The sequence below is a fragment of the Nonomuraea deserti genome (genome assembly GCF_004348685.1).
In the GTDB taxonomy this organism is placed as follows: Bacteria; Actinomycetota; Actinomycetes; order Streptosporangiales; family Streptosporangiaceae; genus Nonomuraea; species Nonomuraea deserti.
This window is the reverse complement of record NZ_SMKO01000022.1, coordinates 1-14,807: the sequence shown is the minus strand read 5'-3', so window position 1 is coordinate 14,807 and position 14,807 is coordinate 1. Positions and strand designations below refer to the sequence as shown.

17 protein-coding genes are annotated in these 14,807 nt (G+C 71.3%); 8 read left to right on the top strand and 9 right to left on the bottom strand.

The window, feature by feature from the left end; translation table 11 throughout:
* Nucleotides 1-10 precede the first annotated feature (10 nt).
* A complete protein-coding gene (locus E1292_RS11910; RefSeq protein ID WP_132595019.1) occupies nucleotides 11-598 on the top strand; it encodes a 4'-phosphopantetheinyl transferase family protein in 588 nt (195 codons plus the stop codon).
* Nucleotides 599-608: 10 nt separating this feature from the next.
* A complete protein-coding gene (locus E1292_RS50990; RefSeq protein WP_165974486.1) occupies nucleotides 609-785 on the top strand; it encodes a hypothetical protein in 177 nt (58 codons plus the stop codon).
* A gap of 13 nt (nucleotides 786-798) precedes the next feature.
* Here the strand turns inward: E1292_RS50990 and E1292_RS11905 are convergent, their stop codons facing one another.
* Together E1292_RS11905 and E1292_RS55710 are read right to left on the bottom strand one after the other, a co-directional pair.
* Nucleotides 799-1,713: a cation diffusion facilitator family transporter gene (locus E1292_RS11905; protein WP_132595016.1), complete on the bottom strand. Its 915-nt coding sequence runs from the start codon at nucleotides 1,711-1,713 to the stop codon at nucleotides 799-801.
* Nucleotides 1,710-1,895, bottom strand: a complete 186-nt coding sequence (locus tag E1292_RS55710) for a hypothetical protein (RefSeq protein ID WP_369334336.1) — start codon at nucleotides 1,893-1,895, stop codon at nucleotides 1,710-1,712. Before E1292_RS55710 ends, E1292_RS11905 begins: the two co-directional genes overlap by 4 nt.
* Before the next feature lie 474 nt (nucleotides 1,896-2,369).
* On the opposite strand from E1292_RS55710, the gene E1292_RS11895 reads away from it, so the two are divergent.
* From E1292_RS11895 to E1292_RS11885, 3 genes are read left to right on the top strand one after another with little or no spacing between them, the layout of a single operon-like run.
* Complete coding sequence (locus E1292_RS11895; RefSeq protein ID WP_132595012.1) at nucleotides 2,370-2,828, top strand: MarR family winged helix-turn-helix transcriptional regulator; 459 nt, start codon at nucleotides 2,370-2,372, stop codon at nucleotides 2,826-2,828.
* 59 nt (nucleotides 2,829-2,887) lie between these two features.
* Complete coding sequence (locus E1292_RS11890; protein WP_132595010.1) at nucleotides 2,888-3,538, top strand: LppX_LprAFG lipoprotein; 651 nt, start codon at nucleotides 2,888-2,890, stop codon at nucleotides 3,536-3,538.
* Nucleotides 3,535-5,328, top strand: coding sequence for an MFS transporter (locus E1292_RS11885; RefSeq protein WP_132595008.1), 1,794 nt, complete (start codon nucleotides 3,535-3,537; stop codon nucleotides 5,326-5,328). Before E1292_RS11890 ends, E1292_RS11885 begins: the two co-directional genes overlap by 4 nt.
* 32 nt (nucleotides 5,329-5,360) lie before the next feature.
* Here the strand turns inward: E1292_RS11885 and aspS are convergent, their stop codons facing one another.
* The 5 genes from aspS to E1292_RS11860 form a co-directional block, all read right to left on the bottom strand.
* On the bottom strand, nucleotides 5,361-6,623 hold the full coding sequence (aspS, locus tag E1292_RS11880; RefSeq protein ID WP_132595006.1) for an aspartate--tRNA(Asn) ligase: 1,263 nt from the start codon (nucleotides 6,621-6,623) through the stop codon (nucleotides 5,361-5,363).
* A 309-nt stretch (nucleotides 6,624-6,932) separates the two neighbouring features.
* On the bottom strand, nucleotides 6,933-8,324 hold the full coding sequence (gene der / locus E1292_RS11875; protein WP_132595004.1) for a ribosome biogenesis GTPase Der: 1,392 nt from the start codon (nucleotides 8,322-8,324) through the stop codon (nucleotides 6,933-6,935).
* A gap of 35 nt (nucleotides 8,325-8,359) precedes the next feature.
* Complete coding sequence (cmk, locus tag E1292_RS11870; protein ID WP_132595002.1) at nucleotides 8,360-9,058, bottom strand: (d)CMP kinase; 699 nt, start codon at nucleotides 9,056-9,058, stop codon at nucleotides 8,360-8,362.
* 279 nt (nucleotides 9,059-9,337) lie between these two features.
* Nucleotides 9,338-9,892, bottom strand: coding sequence for a cysteine dioxygenase family protein (locus E1292_RS11865; protein ID WP_132595000.1), 555 nt, complete (start codon nucleotides 9,890-9,892; stop codon nucleotides 9,338-9,340).
* 36 nt (nucleotides 9,893-9,928) lie between these two features.
* On the bottom strand, nucleotides 9,929-10,576 hold the full coding sequence (locus tag E1292_RS11860) for a dihydrofolate reductase family protein (RefSeq protein WP_132594998.1): 648 nt from the start codon (nucleotides 10,574-10,576) through the stop codon (nucleotides 9,929-9,931).
* Nucleotides 10,577-10,671: 95 nt separating this feature from the next.
* Here E1292_RS11860 and E1292_RS11855 point away from each other — a divergent pair, with 95 nt between their 5' ends.
* From E1292_RS11855 to E1292_RS11845, 3 genes are all read left to right on the top strand, one after another.
* Nucleotides 10,672-11,382 carry a TetR/AcrR family transcriptional regulator gene (locus E1292_RS11855; protein ID WP_132594996.1) on the top strand — a complete coding sequence of 237 codons (711 nt, stop codon included), beginning with the start codon at nucleotides 10,672-10,674 and terminating at the stop codon, nucleotides 11,380-11,382.
* A 158-nt stretch (nucleotides 11,383-11,540) separates the two neighbouring features.
* Nucleotides 11,541-12,314, top strand: a complete 774-nt coding sequence (locus E1292_RS11850; RefSeq protein WP_246090069.1) for a glycosyltransferase — start codon at nucleotides 11,541-11,543, stop codon at nucleotides 12,312-12,314.
* A gap of 47 nt (nucleotides 12,315-12,361) precedes the next feature.
* Nucleotides 12,362-12,556, top strand: coding sequence for a DUF2795 domain-containing protein (locus E1292_RS11845; RefSeq protein ID WP_132594992.1), 195 nt, complete (start codon nucleotides 12,362-12,364; stop codon nucleotides 12,554-12,556).
* Nucleotides 12,557-12,613: 57 nt separating this feature from the next.
* On the opposite strand, the gene E1292_RS11840 is transcribed toward E1292_RS11845, so the two are convergent.
* Together E1292_RS11840 and E1292_RS11835 are read right to left on the bottom strand one after the other, a co-directional pair.
* Nucleotides 12,614-13,762, bottom strand: a complete 1,149-nt coding sequence (locus tag E1292_RS11840) for an NAD(P)/FAD-dependent oxidoreductase (RefSeq protein WP_132594990.1) — start codon at nucleotides 13,760-13,762, stop codon at nucleotides 12,614-12,616.
* Between the two features lie 63 nt (nucleotides 13,763-13,825).
* On the bottom strand, nucleotides 13,826-14,807 hold a 982-nt coding region (locus tag E1292_RS11835; protein WP_132594988.1), incomplete at its 5' end, for a prephenate dehydrogenase.

Below are 14,807 nucleotides of genomic sequence, written 5' to 3'. Positions count from 1 at the left end.
CCCCTTAGCGATGGGCGGCCGCCCCGACGAGGTGCGAGCCCCTGACGACTGGCTGACCGAGGTGGAACGCGAGCGGGCGGCGCGGTTCAGGTTCGAGGCCGACCGCGACTGCTTCGTCGCCGCGCACCTCCTCGTGCGCGTCTGCGCCGCCGCCGCGCTCGGCGTCGAGCCGCGCGAGCTGACGCTGCTGCAGCACTGCCATCTGCACGGCCCCGGGCACGGCAGACCCTCCATCGAGCAGGCCCCCGAGCTGGGGGTCAGCTTCAGCCACACCCGCGGTTACGTGTGCGCGGCCGCCGGGCCCGGCAAGGTCGGCGTGGACGCCGAGCACGTGCCGCCGGGCCCGCTGGACACGTTGCTGGCCGACCGGGTGCTCAACCCGCGCGAGCGCTCGCTGCTCACCGGCAACGACGAGCTGATCAGGCACTGGACGCGGAAGGAGGCGCTGATCAAGCGCGGCGAGCTGACCATGGACAAGCTGCGCGCCTGCGAGGACGACCTGTCGGGCCGGCATCTGCTGGAGTGGAGCGTCGGGCCGGACATCAGGGTGGCGGTCATCACGGACGCCCCCGCCAGGAGGGTGCCCCTCCCCGAATAGACTCGGCCCCATGTTCTACCGCAAGCCCCTTGAGGAGCGCATCGCCGACCGCATGGCGCAGCGCAAGCCGCTCGAAGAGGGCAAGACCTTCGAGCACGGACCGGCCAAGTTCGTGTTCGTGTCGCTCATCGTCGCGGTCGTGCTGATGCACGTCGTCGGAGTCGCGATCGTCATGGCGTTCAGCTGAGCGCCGGGCGACCTCAGCGGCGGGCCGGGGTCGGGTGGAGGAAGACGTGCTTGACCCCGGAGATCTGGGCTCGCAGCCGGCGGTCCACCTCCTCGCAGGCCCGCTCCACGCCCGCCGCGCTCGACTCGTCCCTGAAATCGATCCTCGCGGCGACCAGGATCTCCCCCGGGCCGATCATCATGGTCAGCAACTCGACCACGTCCTCCACCTCCGGCTGCGCCAGCAGCACCGCCCGGATGCCGGTCTCGGTCCGCTGGGTCGCGGCCTGGCCGATGAGCAGCGACATGTTCGCCTGGATCAGGATGAGCGCGACGACCAGCAGGAACAGGCCGATCACGACCGACGCCGCGCCGTCCCACAGCGCCGAGCCGGTGAGCTGCGAGGCGACCAGCCCGGCGGCCGCGACCAGCAGCCCGCACAGCGCGGCCGCGTCCTCGAACAGCACGGCCTTCAACGCGGTGTCAGACGTCATGCGCGCCAGGCGTACGACGCCGACCCGGTGCCGGGCGGCCTCGGCGCGCAACTGCGTGAGCCCCCGCGCGAACGAGATGCCCTCGAACACGAACGAGGCCGCCAGCACGATGTACGCCGGGGTGAGGTTCGACAGGTCCTCGCCGTGACCGATCTCGTGCAGGCCGTTCGTGATGGAGAACCCGGCGCCGCCCACCAGGGTTGTGACCGCGGCCATCAGCGCCCAGACGAAGCCAGCCTTGCCGTGCCCGAACGGATGCCGCCGGTCGGCGGGCCTGCCCGAACGGCGCACCGCCACCAGCAACAGCAGCTCCGTCACCGTGTCGGCGGCAGAGTGTGCCGCCTCCGACAACATGGCCGCCGAGCCGCCCACCAGGCCCGCCACGAGTTTCGCCACGGCGATGGCGAGGTTGGCCGCGGCCGCCACGAGCACGGTGCGCAGGCTCTCCCCCTTCATGATGGAGGCCCTACCGGAGGTCGGCCGAAGCCTCTGCCCTCCAGATCGGGAGTGCATGCGGTTCTCATGGGGGTATGCCCGACCTCTTCGGCCGGGCAGTGGATGAGCAAGTGGACGTGGTCGTGCACGCCAAAGCCGTGGAGTAGCTCGGCCTCATAACTCTCACACGCCTCGATCATGATGCCCTCGCAGCGGCCGGCGCTACCTCGAGCCGGTCAACACCTTACGCCGGCATCTGATCACGAAGACCAGATGGATGTGCATCGCGGAAACCGCGTGTCTGCCGCGCAGATATTCCACTCTGCCGACCATGTACGGGAATATGTTCGAACTGGTGGGTTTAAAGGTCCCCCGCAAGAGGGGGCGTTACGCATGCTGGCGGGCCGGAAATACCGCAAGGAGTTCGATTTCGGGCAGCGGGCATTCGCCGGGTACATCGAGCACGCCGACGTCGTGGGCGCGAGGAACATCAGAACCGACGGACAGGCGGGCAAGCCGTCTCAGGACGTGGAGACCCACCCGGGTCCGCGAAACGTCAAGCACCCCGTTCCACAGCAGGCGCCGTACAACGGCACGAGCTGCCGCATAGCGGCACGGGAACCCCTCCTCCGTACCAGGGGGCAGGGAGGCAGGTCAGGTGCGCTAGATTGGGGATCATGAGCACGCCTCGCTGGCTTTCTCCCGCCGAGCAGCGTGCCTGGCGCACGCACCTGGCGCTGCACAAGCTGCTCATGCACCGGCTCGACCGCGAGCTCCAGGAGTTCTCGCTCTCGGTCAACGACTACGAGATCCTGGTCAACCTCTCCGAGAGCCCCGGGCGGCGCATGCGCATGAGCGACCTGGCCGACGCGACGATCCAGTCACGCAGCCGGCTGTCGCACCAGATCTCCCGCATGGAGGCCAAGGGCCTGGTCACGAGGGAAGACTGTCACGACGATCGGCGCGGCACGTTCGCGGTGCTGAGCGACGAGGGGTGGGAGACCATCCAGCGGGTGGCGCCGTTCCACGTGGCCAGCGTGCGCGAGCACTTCGTCGACCGGCTCACCGACGATCAGCTCGAAACGATCGAGGCGGCTTATGCGCCGCTCGTGGAGCATTTGAAGAAGTTGCGCTGACACCCAACCGATATCGCCGAGGGTGCGCGGACCTCCGTACCGCTCGCTACGATCCGCTCATGCTCAGAAAGCTACTGATCGTGGCCGTGCTGGCGCTGGCGGCGGCGTGCTCGTCCGGCGGTGACGCGGGCGAGTTGCCCGCGGGGCCCGAGCTGATGAAGAAGGCCGCTGAGGCCATGAAGGCCGTCAAGTCGGCCACCTTCTCGATCGCGACCGAGGGCGAGCCGAAGGTGCCGGTCAAGAAGGCCGACGGCAGGCTCACCGCCGCCGGGGACGCCGACGGCACGATCACGCTTGACGTGCTGGGCACCCTGCAGGAGGTCAGCTTCGCCCTGGTCGGGGAGACCGTGCACTTCAAGGGCCCGACGGGTGGCTTCCAGAAGATGACCCGGCAACAACTGGCGCAGTTCTACGACCCTTCGGTGATCCTCGAGCCGACCAAGGGCATCGCCCAGTTGCTGGCCTCGGCCACGGACCCGAAGGTCGAAGGCGTGGAGGACGGCGCCTACCGCGTCGTCACGACGTTCCCCGGGCAGGTCGTCGGCCAGATCGTTCCCGGCGTCACGCAGGGCGTCACCGGCAAGGTCTGGCTCGACCAGGCTTCCAGCCGGCTCACCAGGGCCAGCCTGCCGTTGCAGGGCGGCACGGTGACGGTGTCGTTCAGCGACTACGACGCGCCGGTCACGATCACCCCGCCCGCTGCCGAATGAGGCGTGCCCGCCGGATCGTGCTCGGCGCGGGCGGCGCGGTGGTGCTGCTGGCCGCGCTCGACGCGTACGTCGTGGTGACGGTCCTGATCGACATCGCCGAGGACGTCGGCATCCCGCTGAACCACCTGGAGCGGGCCACGCCGATCGTCACGGGTTTCCTGCTGGGGTACGTCGCCGCGATGCCGCTGCTCGGCCAGCTCTCCGACCGCTACGGCCGGCGGCCGCTCATCCACGCGTGCCTGGCGGCGTTCGCGTTCGGCTCGGTGCTGACGGCGCTGGCGGCCGGGGAGGTCATGGTGGTGGCCGGGCGCGCCGTCCAGGGGGTGGCCGGCGGGGCGCTGCTGCCGATCACGATGGCGCTCATCGGTGACCTGTGGGACGAGCACGAGCGGCCCGTGGCCTTGGGGGCGGTGGGGGCGGCCCAGGAGCTGGGGAGCGCGCTCGGCCCGCTGTACGGCGGGGTGCTGGCGCTGATTCCCAGCACCGTGGTGGCGGGGGTGGAGCTGGGGGGCTGGCACGCCATCTTCTGGATCAACCTGCCCCTCGCCGCCCTCGCCGCCCTCGCCGTCCACCTCACGGTCCCCGGCCGCCCGGTACGCTCTCCCCGAACGGCCACCGTCCCCGCGGAAGCCACCGGATCGGGACAGCTCCCCGCGGGCACGGCCGGAGGACGGTCGCTCCCAGCACACGCGACCGAAACGGGCGACGCACCCCAAGGGCGATCCACCTCCGCACACACCACCGAAACGGGCGACGTCCCCCAAGGGCGATCCACCCCCGCACACACAACAGGAACGGGCGACGTCCCCACCGATGCAACCGCAGGGCGGTCGATCCCCTCAGGAGCCGGATCGGGCGACGGTCCCGCGGACACCCTTCAGGGACGTTTCGCCCACGCGGGCGGGCGGGTGGACGTGGTCGGCGGCGGGCTGCTGGCGCTGGCACTCGGGCTGCTGGTGGTCGGCCTGTACAACCCCGACCCCGCCAAGGCCGTGCTCCCCCCGTGGGGCCTGCCCGTGATCGCCGCCGGCGCGCTGGCGGCCGTGATCTTCGTCTGGTGGGAGATCCGCTCCCCCGTCCGCCTGCTCGACCTGTCCGGCACCCGCAAGGGCCCGCTGCTCGCCACCCTGGCGGTGAGTTTCCTGGCCGGGGCCGCGCTGCTCGTGACCATGGTGTTCGTCCAGTTCACGGCTCAGACGCTGCTCGGCGCCGACGCGTTGGGGGCGTCGCTGGTCCTGGCCAGGTTCCTGGCCGCGCTGACGGTGGGCGCGCTGCTCGGCGGGCTGCTGGCGCGCAAGGCGGGTGACCGGGCCGTGGCGGTGGCGGGCATGGTGCTGGCGGCGGCCGGCTACTGGCTGATGAGCCGCTGGCCGCTCGACCTGGCAAGCGCAGGTCTGCTGATGGACCTCCACCTGGTCGTCGCCGGGCTGGGCCTGGGGCTGGTGATCGCGCCGGTGTCGTCGGCGGTGCTGCGGGTGAGCCCGGCGGCCCAGCACGGCGTCGCCTCGGCGGCGGTCGTGGTGGCCAGGATGATGGGCATGCTGATCGGCATCGCGGCCGTGTCGGCGTGGGGTTTCTACCGGTTCCAGTCGCTGACCGCCCATCTGGACACGCCGCTCCCGTTCGGCGTGGACGCCGTGACCTACCAGCGGCAGTTGGCCGACTACACCGCGAAGGTGCAGGCGGCGCTGCACGTCGAGTACACCGAGATGTTCCTCGTCACGGCGTTCATCTGCGTGCTCGGCGCGGGCGTCGCGCTGCTCATGCCGTCCATCGCCCGGGCCCGGTGAGGGGCGCCGGGCGATGGCGGCGGGCGGGCGGGTTACGGGGAGAGGCGGTGCAGGTCGCGGGGGAAGGCGGTGGTCTGGCGGATGTTGGCGGCGCCCGTGAGCCGCGCCGTCCACCGTTCAAGCCCCAGCGCGAACCCTCCGTGCGGCGGCATCCCGTACTTGAAGGCCTGCAGATACCCTTCGTACGCCTCCGTCCCCTCGCCCCGGGCGGCCAGCGCGGCGACGTAGTCGGCGTACGCGTGCAGCCGCTGCCCGCCCGTGACCAGCTCCAGCCCGCGGAAGAGCAGGTCGAAGCCATTGGAGTGGTCCGGCCTGGCGGGGTCGGGGTGGGTGTAGAAGGGCCGTTTGGACATCGGGTAGCCGGTGACGAAGAGGAACTCCGACCCGTGCTCCCGCAGCGCCCACTCCGACAACCACCGCTCCTGCGCCGGCGACAGGTCGGGCTCCGAGGAGGACGTCAGCCGCTGCGCCTCGGTGAAGTGGATGGCCGGGATCTCGGCGGGCACTTCGGGCAGTTCGGCGCCGAGCAGGGCGGCGGCGGAGGCGGCGCGGCGGCGTACCGACTCCAGCATGCCCGCCACCGCCTCGCGCAGCACCGCCATCACGTCGCGGTGGTCGCGGACGAAACCGAGCTCGGCGTCGAGGCTGGTGTACTGGGCCAGGTGGCGTACGGTGTCGTGCGGCTCGGCGCGGAAGACGGGCCCGACCTCGTAGACCCGCTCGAACACCCCGACCATCGCCTGCTTGTAGAACTGCGGTGACTGCGCCAGGTAGGCGGGCCTGCCGAAGTAGTCGATACCGAAGACGTTCGCGCCGGACTCGGTGGCCGAGCCGACGATCTTCGGGGTGTGGATCTCGGTGAAGCCGATCCCGTCGAGCGTCTCGCGGAACCCGGCCACGCTCGCGGCCGAGATCTCCAGCGGCGCCCTGAGGCGGGGGTGCCGCAGCGCGACGGGCGCGTGGTCGAGGATCGTCGGGAGCGTCGCGCCCGGCTCCGGCCGGTAGAGGTCGAACGGCGGCGCCGTGCACGGCTCCGCCAGCACCTCGATCTCCGGCGCGACCAGCTCGAACCCTCCTGGGGCCTGCGGGCTGGCCGTCACGGTGCCGGTGACCTCGACGACGCTCTCCTCGCCCGGCAGGTCGCGCGCGGTCACCGCCTGGGCGAGGCCGGTGCGGTCCCTGACGACGAGGAAGGACACGGACTTCAGTTGCCGGCGGCGATGGACCCAGCCGGCGATCGTCACTCGTTGCCCGGCGTGCTCAGCGAGCTCCGCCGACATGACACGAGAGATCATCACAGCTCCTTCATGAGGAAATGCATGATCCCTTGGGAGTGCGGGGGAGAAGGGAACTCCCGGTGCCACCGCACTTTCGCCGCCCCTGGTCGGGGCGGCCTCGATGACCCGGTGACGGGGGTCAGGCGGCGGGGCATTTCCTCCCCGCACTCGGGAGTGTCTTCGCCGGAGGGGCACGGGACCGCCCTCACAGCTGCCGGCGGCTCTCTCGGCCCGTGCGGGACCTCGGCTACTCGTCTCCGTCGTCGTTTGCGGTATATCCTACGAGCTCGTGGAGGGGACGGCAAAACCTTTGCCGCCCCCAACGCGCTATCGGTCCTTTTTCGAGCGCTTCTCCCGGATCTTCATCGTGACCTCGATCGGCGACCCGGCGAAGCCGAACTCCTCGCGGATGCGGCGCTCGACGAAGCGGCGGTAGGTGTCTTCCAGCCAGCCCGAGGTGAACAGCACGAACTTGGGCGGCTCAACTGAAGCCTGCGTGGCGAAGAGGATCTTCGGCTGCTTGCCGCCGCGCACCGGCGGCGGCGTCTGCTGCACCAGCTCGGTCAGGAACGCGTTGAGCCGGGCCGTGGGCACCCGCGTGGACCACGAGTCGAGCGCCTTCTCCAGCGCGGGGACCAGCCGGTCGACGTGCCGCCCCGTCTTGGCGGAGATGTTGACGCGCAGCGCCCACGGAGTGCGTACGAGCTGCCGGTCGATCTCCTTCTCCAGGTAATAGCGGCGGTCCTCGTCGACCAGGTCCCACTTGTTGAAGGCGACCACCATTGCCCGGCCCGACTCGATGACCAGGCCGATGATGCGGAGATCCTGCTCGGTGAGCGGCTGGCTGGCATCGATCAGCACGATCGCCACCTCGGTGCGCTCCAGGGCGGCGCGCGTGCGCATGGCGGCGTAGAAGTCGGCGCCCTGCAGCTCGCGGTCGCGCCGCCGGATGCCGGCCGTGTCGACGAAGCGCCAGGTGCGCCCGCCCAGCTCGACCAGCTCGTCGACCGGATCGCGGGTGGTGCCGGCCATCGGGTCGACCAGGACCCGCTCCTCTCCCGCCAGCTTGTTGAGCAGGGAGGACTTGCCGACGTTGGGCTTGCCGAGCAGGGCGACGCGGGCGGGCCCGCGCTCGGCCCCGAACGTCATCTCGGGCGTCTCCGGCAGCGCGTCGAGCACCACGTCGAGCAGGTCGCCGCTGGAGCGGCCGTGCAGGGCGGAGACGGGGTAGGGCTCGCCGAGGCCGAGCGACCACAGCGCGGCGGCCTCCAGCTCCAGCTGCTGGTTGTCGACCTTGTTGGCGGCCAGGATGACCGGCTTGCCCGACTGCCGCAGGACCGAGCCCACGGTCTCGTCGGCGTCGGTCGCGCCGACGGTGGTGTCGACCACGAACACGATCACGTCGGCCAGCTCGGCCGCGATCTGGGCCTGCTCGGCGATGCGCAGGTTCATGCCGGTCGCGTCAGGGTCCCACCCTCCGGTGTCGACCACGGTGAAGCGGCGGCCGCGCCAGTTGGCTTCGTAGGTGACGCGGTCGCGGGTGACGCCCGGCACATCCTCGACGACCGCCTCGCGGCGGCCGATGATGCGGTTGACCAGCGTGGACTTGCCGACGTTCGGCCGCCCCACGATGGCGACGACCGGCAGCGGCACGGCGTCGCCGTGCTCGGTGATCTCAAGATCGTCGAGGTCGGCCTCGACCCAATCCCCCGTTGACACGATGTTTCGTCCTTAGTGAGTACCGCACCTGCTCGTCAGGTGCGCTCGCGAATGCGGTCGCCGCCGGGCCCGCCAGGGCCCGTCTGCTCGGCGACCAGTCTCAGCACCTCCGCGATGACCTCGTCGAGGCTCATCGCGGTGGTGTCGAGCTCGACGGCGCCATCCGCCATCGAGAGTGGGTCGGCCTTACGTGTCGAGTCGATGGTGTCACGCCTGGCCATGGCCTCCTGCTGCGCCCGGACGGTCGAGCCGGCCAGCTCCGCGCTGCGCCGCAGGGCGCGGGCCTCGGCGCTGGCCGTCAGGTAGATCTTGACGGCGGCACCGGGGCAGACGACCGTGCCGATGTCGCGGCCCTCGACCACGATGCCGCCGGCGCCGATGATTTCCCGCTGCCGCGCGACCAGGCGGGCGCGCACCTCTGGGACGGCGGCGACGACGGAGACGGCGCCGGTGACGTCGGCCTCCCTGATCGGCCCCGCGACGTCGACCTCGTCGACATGGATCGCCGGGCTGTCGGGGTCGGTGCCGGAGACGATCAGCGGCTCGCCGCAGCGGGCCGCGATCGCGCCGGGGTCGGCCAGGTCGACGCCCTGCCGGAGCATCCACCAGGTCATCGCGCGGTACATCGCCCCGGTGTCGAGGTATCGCAGGCCCAGCGCGCGGGCCACTCCGCGCGAGACGCTCGACTTGCCCGACCCCGAAGGGCCGTCCATGGCGACGACCAGACCGGTCACGGTCTCTCCTTCTTCACGTTTGTTCCACCCGACCTGAAGAGGCTACAGCCTCCGGCTCGGTCGGCGATCCAGCTTCCATACGAGCCGGGCGCCCCCTGGCCGGCGGGTGCGGGGCGGCGACCGCTCCCGCGGGAGCGTCACCCGCGTCTCAGGCCGGCGAGCACATGGCCGGGGTCCTGGCCGGAGCTGGGCGACGAGGTGGGCCTGGATCCGTCCGCGAACGGCGCGAGGGCCGGAAGGGCCGGAGAGGACCAGAAGGGCCGGAAGGGCCGGGCGCTCTCATGCGTCTGCCGGGCTGTCCCAGCCGGAGACGAACCACCGGACCGCTCCAGTGGCTGGATCGTACAACCGCCGGCTGATGGTGCCGATGTCGCCTCCGTAGACGTGGATCCCGACGGTGGGCTGGTCGCCGAGGGCTGTGACGGCGTGGACGTCGTCGTCGGTCGTACAGCACACGGTGACCTGCCCGCGTTCCCACACCTGCTCTCCGGCCGGCGTCAGGGGCCTGCCCTGCTCGGACGCCGCGGGCTTGACGTAGCGGAACTCGCGTTCGGCCCCCGAGTAGATCCCGGCGACACCCCATGTCTCGTGTCCGTGCACGGGTGTGCGCTGGCCTACGTTCCAGACGACGCACGCGAGCGACCAGCTGGCGTCGGGGGCGATGTACAGCGGGTACGTGACATGGTGCTCGTCCGACGCCCGGGTGAACTTCCGGGGTAGGCGGTAGTCGCCGGCCAGCAGGTCGGACAACCGGGCCGCGATCTGATTCGTGAGCTCGTACTCGTCGTCGATGCCGCTGACCAGCGACGTCACGTCCTTGATGAAGGTGTCCATGGTCTCCACTTCCCTACGACTCGGTCGCGGTCGCGGTCACCGGCTCTTGGCGGTGAAGGTCAGGTGGGTGACGCCGGAAGGCGTGGAGACCGCCTCGATGTGGTACGCCTCCTCCAGCGACTCCAGGCCGTCCCAGAGCCGGACGCCGCGGCCGAGCAGGATCGGGACCTGGACGACGTGCATGTGATCGACCAGCCCTTCGGTGAGAAAGTCGCGGATGACGGACGGCCCGCCGCCGAGGCGCACGTCCTGGCCGCCGGCCGCCTCCAAGGCGATCTTGAGCGCCTCGGCGGGTGCGGCGTCGAGGAAGTGGAACGTGGTGCCGCCCTTCATCTCGATCGATGGCCGCGGCCGGTGGGTGAGCACGAAGACCGGCGTGTGGAAGGGCGGGTTGGGCCCCCACGCGCCCTTGTAGCCGGGGTCGTCCTGCCAGCCGGGCGGGCCGAACTTGCCGGCGCCCATGATCTCGGCGCCGATGCCGCGACCGTGCATCACGGCGAAAGCGTTGTCGGCGCCGGCACTCCCACCGCTGCCGCCGCCCATCTCGTGCCAGTACCTGGTGGCGAACATCCAGTCGTGGATGCGCTCGCCGGCGTGGCCGAACGGGGCATCGGCGGCCTGGCCCTCGCCGGTGCCGAAGCCGTCCAGCGAGATCGTGAAGTTGTGGACGCGGAGCTTACCCATGATCGTTTTCTCTGCCTCTCGGAGGTAAACTGTTTCTTGCGGACACTGTGTACGATAGATACAGTTCACGGAGCATGGCAAGAGGGAGGGCGGCGATGTCGGCCAACGAGGATCCGAAAGCATTGGCCGAACTGCTGTGGGGCCTCAGGAAACCGCCCAGCAGAGGCCCCAGGCCCGCCTTCGACGTCGCCCAGATCGCCGAAACCGCCGTGCAGGTCGCCGACGCCGAGGGGCTGGAGGCGGTCTCCATGCAGCGCATCGCCGCCGAGCTCGGCTTCACCAAGATGGCCCTGTACCGCTACGTCAACGACAAGGCCGAGTTGATCGCCGTCATGATCGAGGCCGCGGTCGGCGCAGCCCCCCGGCTGAGCGGGGTCGCCGGATGGCGGGCCAAGCTGGAAGAGTACGCCCGCGAGCTCTCCGCGGCCTGGCGGCTCCACCCCTGGCTGCCGTCGGTCACCACGGGCGACCGCGTGATGGGCCCGCGCGAGACCGCGTGGCCGGAAAGCGCCCTCAGCGCCCTGGCCGACACCCCCCTGACCGAACCCGAACGCCTGGACGCGATCATGCTGGTGTCCAACCACATCCGCGCCACCCACGCGGCCGCCACCCCCGGCACCCAGATCTGGACAGACGGCGACGCCGCCCCGATCATGCGCGACCTGCTCCTCCTCAACGCCGACCGGTTCCCGCTGCTCGCCACCACCCATGCCACCCCTTCGGCCACCACGACCCAGGAGTTCGGCCTGCACGCCATCCTCGACGGTTTCGAACACGCCATCACCCAGCGCATCCCGAAACAGTGAGCTCACCTGAAGGGGGGTGACCGACCGAGCGGCGGGCCGGGCGCGGCAGGACTAACGGCCGCCGCCCCGGTAAGTGACCTCTTGTGACAGACGGAGCACGCGTCACAGTCGTCGTGGCCAGCAAGGACAGGCTTCGGGCACTGGCCCGATCCCTCCCGATGCACCCGCGGCCGGTGATCCTCGTGGACAACGGCTCCACCGACGGTACGGCCTGGTTCGTGCGCCGCCACTTCCCCGACGTCCTGCTGGTCGAGCCGGGTGCCAATCTCGGCGCGCCCGGCCGCAACCTGGGCGTGCGGATGGCCGGAACGCCGTACGTGGCCTTCGCCGACGACGACTCCTGGTGGGCGCCTGGAGCGCTGGAGCGGGCCGCCGACGTGCTGGACGCCCATCCCCGGCTGGCCGTGCTCGGCGCGCGCGTGCTGGTGGGCCCCGAGGAGCGGCTGGATCCGGTGTCGGAGCTGATGCGGCAATCGCCGCTCGGCATGGAGCCCGACCTGCCGGGGCCGAGCGTGCTGGGGTTCCTGGCGTGCGGGGCGGTGGTGCGCAGGGACGCGTTCCTGGAGGCGGGCGGCTTCGACGACGTGATCTTCTTCTTCGGCGAGGAGGAGCGCCTGGCGGTCGACCTGGCCGCGAAGGGATGGGGGCTGGCGTACGTGGACGACGTCGTGGCCCACCACCACCCGTCGCCTGCCAAGGACCCGCGCGGCAGGCAGGCGCTGGCCCTGCGCAACGCCGTGCTGACCGCGGTGTTGCGCCGCCCGTGGCCTGTGGTGGCAAGGCGGGCGCTCGACGCCCTGCGTGCGGGACCCGCCGGGTGGGAAGGGCTGCGCACGGCCGTACCGCGCCTTCCAGGAGCGCTGGCGGACAGACGGGGTTTGCCACGTGCCGTGGAGCGGGCACGACGGCGGCTGGAACGGGCCGGCGGCTGAGCACGGGCGTGCGGTTACGTCTCGCGGAACGGGGGCAGCAGGCGGTCATGAGTACCGCACCTAACCCGATCGACCTGCAGAAACACCTGGGTGGCGTCGACTACCCGGCCAACAAGGCCGATCTGATCAAGGCCGCGCGCGACCACAACGCGAGCAAGGACATCGTCGAAGCCCTGGAGGCCATGCCCGACCGCCAGTACGACGGCCCGAACGCCGTGAGCGAGGCCGTCACCAAACGCTGACTCGCTGGGACGCGGCGGGCGGGGACTGGGGGTCCCGCCCGCCGCGCCGCTCACGTCTCACGGGAGCCCTGCGCTCAGCGCGAACGCCCTGACGGGCACGAGCCCGCGTTTGAGCAGCCAGTACGTCGGCAGCGGGCTGCTGCTGACCGCCTCCTTGTAGGCGACGGCGAGCCGTCCCTTCAGATACCACCGGCGGGGGCTGTCGTCCGGCCGGGTGAACTGGATGACGGCGTCCTTCCGTCCCAGGCTGACCGGCTGGTGGATATATCCGAACCTGAACTGTTTCGGGGTCTTCCCTCGCAGGGTGGCGGCCAGCGAGTCGGCCGCGTGCAGGGCGGTGGGGATGCCGCCCTGGCAGGTGCCGTGCAGCACCCCGAACTTCTGGGTGACCGCGGCGGCGTCGCCGACGGCGTACACGTCGGGGTGTGACACCGAGCGGAGCACCGAGTCCACCACGATCCTGTCACGGGTGTCCACGCTCAGCCCGGACCCGGCGGCCAGGGGCAGGCCCCTGGTGCCGGCCGTCCAGAGCGTCGCGTCGGAGTGGATCAGCTCTCCGCCGACCAGTTCGACGGCGTCCGGCAGGACCTTGCGGACCTCCACGCCGGTGCGCACCTCGACGCCGAGCCGCTCCAGCACCGCATCCAGGTGCGCGCGGGCGCACTCCCCCATCATGGAGCCGAGCCGTTCCCTCGACAGCAGGACGACGTGCAGGCGCGGGTGCGCCTCGGCGATCTCCGCCGCCGACTCGACGCCGGTCAGCCCGCCGCCCACCACGACCACCGTGCCGCTGCGAAGCGAGCCGAGCTGCTCGGAAAGCCGTACGGCCCGCTCGTGGTCGGCGAAGGTGTACGCGTGGCTGTCGACTCCGGGCACCGAGGCGTCGGTGACGGCGCCGAGCGCGTAGATCAGCTTGTCGAAGCCGAGCACACGCCCGTCATCGAGGCGTACCTCGTGGCGTTCCGCGTCGAGCCCGGTGACCCGGCCCAGCACGACGTCGATGCCGGTGCCCGCGACGATCTCCTCCAGCGGATGCACGGCCAGCGACTGCCCCGCCGCCGTCTGGTGCAGCCGCAGCCGCTCGGTGAAGGTGGGTGAGGCGTTCACCAGCGTGACCCTGCCGCCCACGCGGCGGGTTCTGGAGGCGGCCCTGACGGCCGCCGCCATGCCGGTGTAACCCGCGCCCAGAACCAGGATGTCACTCATCTTCCTCACCTCCTCGATTCGCCCTGAAGACGGATCGAGGAGGCTCGGATGTGACATCGGCGGCTAGGGAACCTGCCAGCCGCGTTCGCGCAGGGCCTCGGAGAGCGTGGCGGCCGCGTCGGGCTCCACCGACAGCTCGGCGATGCCCAGCGGCAGCCCTGGGGCGTGCTCCAGGCGCACGTCCTCGACGTTGACGCCGACCTCGTCGCACACCTGGAACAGCCGGGCCAGCTGGCCCGGACGGTCGCCGATGACGACCTGGACGACGGCGTAGGAGGAGGCGGGGCCGCCGTGCTTGCCGGGGATGCGATCGTGCCCGACGACACCCCGCTTGAGCAGCTGGGTGATCTCGCCGGTCGCGGTGCCGTCGCCCTCGGCCAGGGCCCGCAGCGCGCTCGCCGCGTCGGCCAGGTCGTGCGCGACGGCTTCCAGCACCTCGGCGACCGGGGAGGCGTTGCCCGACAGGATGCCGAGCCAGAGCCCGGGATCGCTGCCCGCGATCCGGGTGACGTCGCGCACGCCCTGCCCGGCCAGGCCGAGGGCGACATCGGTGGCGTCGGCCAGGCGCGCGGCCACGGCGGAGGCCGCGACGTGGGGCGCGTGGGAGACGACGGCCACAGCACGGTCGTGGTCGGTGGCGCTGACCTCGACCGCGTTGGCGCCGCACAACTCGATCAGGCGCAGCACAGCCGCCTTCGCCTCGGGGTCGGCCTCCTCCGTGGGGCACAGCGCCCACGGCCGGCCGAGGAAGAGGTCGTCCCTCGCCGCCCCCGGGCCGGACTTCTCGCGGCCGGCGAGCGGGTGGGAGGCGACGTAGGCGGACAGGTCGCAGCCGAGCTGCGCGGCCCGGTGGATGGGCTCGGCTTTGACGCTGGCGACGTCGGTGTAGAACCTGGCCGCCTGGAGCCGCTGCAGCTCGAGCAGCTCGGTCGCCACGTGGGCGGGGGGCACCGCGATGATCGCCAGGTCGACCTGCTCAGTGGCCCGGCCCTCCCGCGATTCCGGCTCCGCGCCCGCCGGGCCCGCGTGCCGCCCTGCCCCCTCG